3 protein-coding genes are annotated in these 2,935 nt (G+C 72.5%); 1 reads left to right on the top strand and 2 read right to left on the bottom strand.

Translation table 11 applies throughout. The annotated features are described in order from the left end of the window. A partial coding sequence (locus KDL01_RS40155; RefSeq protein WP_212533969.1) for an ABC transporter substrate-binding protein occupies positions 1 to 1,183 on the top strand: 1,183 nt, incomplete at its 5' end. 29 nt (positions 1,184 to 1,212) lie between these two features. On the opposite strand, the gene KDL01_RS40150 is transcribed toward KDL01_RS40155, so the two are convergent. Continuing rightward, positions 1,213 to 1,896, bottom strand: a complete 684-nt coding sequence (locus tag KDL01_RS40150) for an ATP-binding cassette domain-containing protein (RefSeq protein ID WP_212533968.1) — start codon at positions 1,894 to 1,896, stop codon at positions 1,213 to 1,215. Next, positions 1,893 to 2,935: ABC transporter permease subunit (locus tag KDL01_RS40145; RefSeq protein ID WP_438802019.1), on the bottom strand; the 1,043-nt coding region annotated here is incomplete at its 5' end. The genes KDL01_RS40145 and KDL01_RS40150, both read right to left, overlap by 4 nt.

Raw genomic sequence — 2,935 nt, 5'->3', positions numbered from 1 at the left:
GGAGATCAAGGTGGGGATGATCGACTCGATTACCAGTCCGGTCGGGGCCGAGGCCTTTTCGGGACCGGGGTACGGGGCGCAGGCGTACTTCGATGCGCTCAACGCGGCGGGCGGGGTCAACGGGCGCAAGATCCAGGTCTATCAGTGCGATGACTCGGGCAGCGGGCTGGGCGACATGCAGTGCGTGCACCAGCTGATCGACTCGGACCAGGTCTTCGCCTTCGCCGGGAACTCGATCTTCTCCTACACCGGCGCCTCGTACGTCAGCTCCAAGGACGTGCCGGACATCGGCGGGGAGCCGGTGGATCAGGCTTATGACCAGTACCCGCACCTCTACTCGATCTACGGGTCGTCCTCGCCCCGCGACGGGACGGTCGGGTGGAACGGCCAGCTCTACAGCTCCACCGAGATCTACGCCTACTTCAAGCAGAAGCTCAACGCGCACGTCGCCGCCGTCGTCGAGTACAACCAGCCTGATTCGCTGCGCTACGGGCAGCAGGAGGCTGCGGGACTGCGGGCGGAGGGATACACCGTCGTCACCGAGCAGTTGGACTTCGCGCTGCCGAACTTCGCGGCCGCGGCGGCCGACATGAAGGCGCACGGCGTGCAGATCGTGTTCGACGCGATCGACACGGCCGGCAACGGGGCGCTGTGCACGGCGCTCGACCAGGCCGGGGTGTCGCTGGTCGCGAAGGTCACGACGCCGCAGAGCTGGGACCAGAGCGTGCGCAGCGATTACTCCGGAGCGCCGAAGTGCCGCAACGTCCTGTACGCGACCTCCAGCGAGCTCAGCTACGAGGATACGCAGTACCCGCAGGTCGCGGCGTTCCGCGCGGCGATGGCCAAGTACTTCCCGTCTCGCGGGCCCGACCTGTCGATGTGGGAGCTCGACGGTTGGGCCTCGGCGCAGTGGCTCACCGACGCGGTCCGCTCCTGCGGGACGAACGTGACACGTGCTTGTGTCGAGGCCTTCATGAACAGCTCGACGCCCTACACCGGGCACGGGCTGCTCCTGCCGACCAGCTTCGTCGTGCAGCGGCCGGGGCCGACGGCGCGGGCGTGCCTGAACGTGGCCCGCTGGCAGGACTCGGCGAACGGCGGGCAGGGCGGCTGGGTGACACAGGTTCCTGACATGAACACGAACTGCTTCACGACGCCGGTGATCTCGTACTCGGCAGGCTGAGCGTGGCTGGCTGAGCGGGCCGGGCCCGGCTACCCGCCCTGGGCGGCCAGGCGCAGGCCGCGGTCGAGCGGCCAGATGAAGTCGGCGTGGGCGCGCAGGGCCTCGCGGCTGGTGGACGGCTCGGCGACGAGGACGGCGCGGCCGCCTTCTCGTGCGGCTTCGGCGAGGGCTTCGATGACGCGGGCGGCGGCTGCGGGGGCGAGGGCGTGGGTCGGCTCGTCGAGCAGCAGGATCCGGCCGGGGCCCTGGAGCGCGCACGCCACGGCCAGCAGTTGGCGCTCGCCGCCGGACAGGACGCCGGCCGGGCGGTCGAGGAGCCGGGTGAGTTCGGGGAAGCGGTGGAGGGTGCGCTCGAGCGGATCGGCCGGTGCGACGCCGGCGGCCTGGGTCGCGCGCAGGTTGTCCAGGACGGTCAGGCTGGGGAAGACGTTGCGCTCGAACGGGACGTAGCGCAGGCCGGCGAGCGCGCGGCGGGCGACGGGCCAGGTCGAGGCCTGCCTTCCCTCGATGAGTAGGCTGCCGCTGCTGCCGGAGGACTCGATGCCGGCGCCCGCGCACCAGTCGAGCAGCGTGGTCTTGCCTGCGCCGTTCGGGCCTACGAGGGCTGAGAAGGTGCCGTAGGCGAGCGCGAGTCCGACGCCGTGCAGGACCTCGATGCCGCCGTAGCGGACGTGGACGGAGTCGCAGGACAGGGCGCTGATGGGCGGGCTCATGAGGTGACCGCCGTGCCGGGACCGGAGTCGGGGCCGGGACCACGCCCGGGCCCGCGACCAGGACCGCCACCGCGACCGGATTCGACGGGGGGTCCAGGAGTCATTGGCCTGCTGTGGGGCGACAGGGGCGACAGGGACGACGGGGCCGGCTCGGCTCGGGACGCGCGGGCCTGGCGTCGGGCGCGCAGGGGTGGGAGCAGCAGCGTCGCGGCGCCGACCAGGATCGCGGAGGCGCCGGCCACGTAGCTGTCCGCGATGACGAGGACGACGGCGGCGCCGATCAGCGCCGTCGTGTCGCCGAAGCCGACGGCCGCGGCGGCGGCGAACCACACCAGGCCCTGGGCGGGTTCGAAGGTCGTGGGGTCGAAGACCTGCTCGCCCGCCGCCCACAGCGCGCCGCCCAGTGCCGCCACCGCGCCCGCCCCGGCGAACACGGCCAGGCGCTCCCGGTCCACGGCCACTCCGGCCGTGCGCGCGGCGGCCTCGCTCTCGCGCAGGGCGGCGAGGCGCAGTGATCCGGGGCCGCGCACCAAGGCCGTCAGTGCCATCAACAGCAGGGCCACCAGTACGAGCTCGAAGTACAGATAAGCGCGGTCGCTCTGGGCGAATCCGGGCCGTGAGACGGAGGCGGGGGTGAAGAGCGGCTGGTCGAACAGGAAGCTGCTCAGCGCCGTGGCTGCCGCCAGGGTCGCGACGGCCCAATGCAGGCTGCTGCGACGAAGCACGGGCAGCACGAGCAGCGCCGCGACGGCCGCTCCGGCGAACGGGGCGGCGAGCAGGCCCCAGCCGGACGCCCAGCCCGCGGCGAGCGCGCCGATCCCGGCGAGTCCGGCCTGGCCGAGCGAGAGCAGGCCTGCCGCGTACAGGACGCGGAACGAGAGCAGCAGCATGGCCAGCGCGGGTACGACCAGGGCGGTGCGCAGGTCGACCGGTCGCAGGACCAGGCCGGCCCAGCCGATCAGGACGAGCAGCGCGTACGACGTGGGCGACCCGTACGACGGCCAGTGCCGGAGCCGGCCCCCGTGCCACCCGCCCGCAC

The sequence above is a fragment of the Actinospica durhamensis genome, from assembly GCF_018139695.1.
Taxonomy (GTDB): Bacteria; Actinomycetota; Actinomycetes; order Streptomycetales; family Catenulisporaceae; genus Actinospica; species Actinospica durhamensis.
This window is presented reverse-complemented; position numbering and strand designations above follow the sequence as displayed.

What these genes read in the sequence shown, in the direction of transcription:
- KDL01_RS40150 (WP_212533968.1), bottom strand. Translation starts at nt 1,896, where the DNA reads ATGAGCCCGCCCATCAGCGCCCTGTCCTGCGACTCCGTCCACGTCCGC.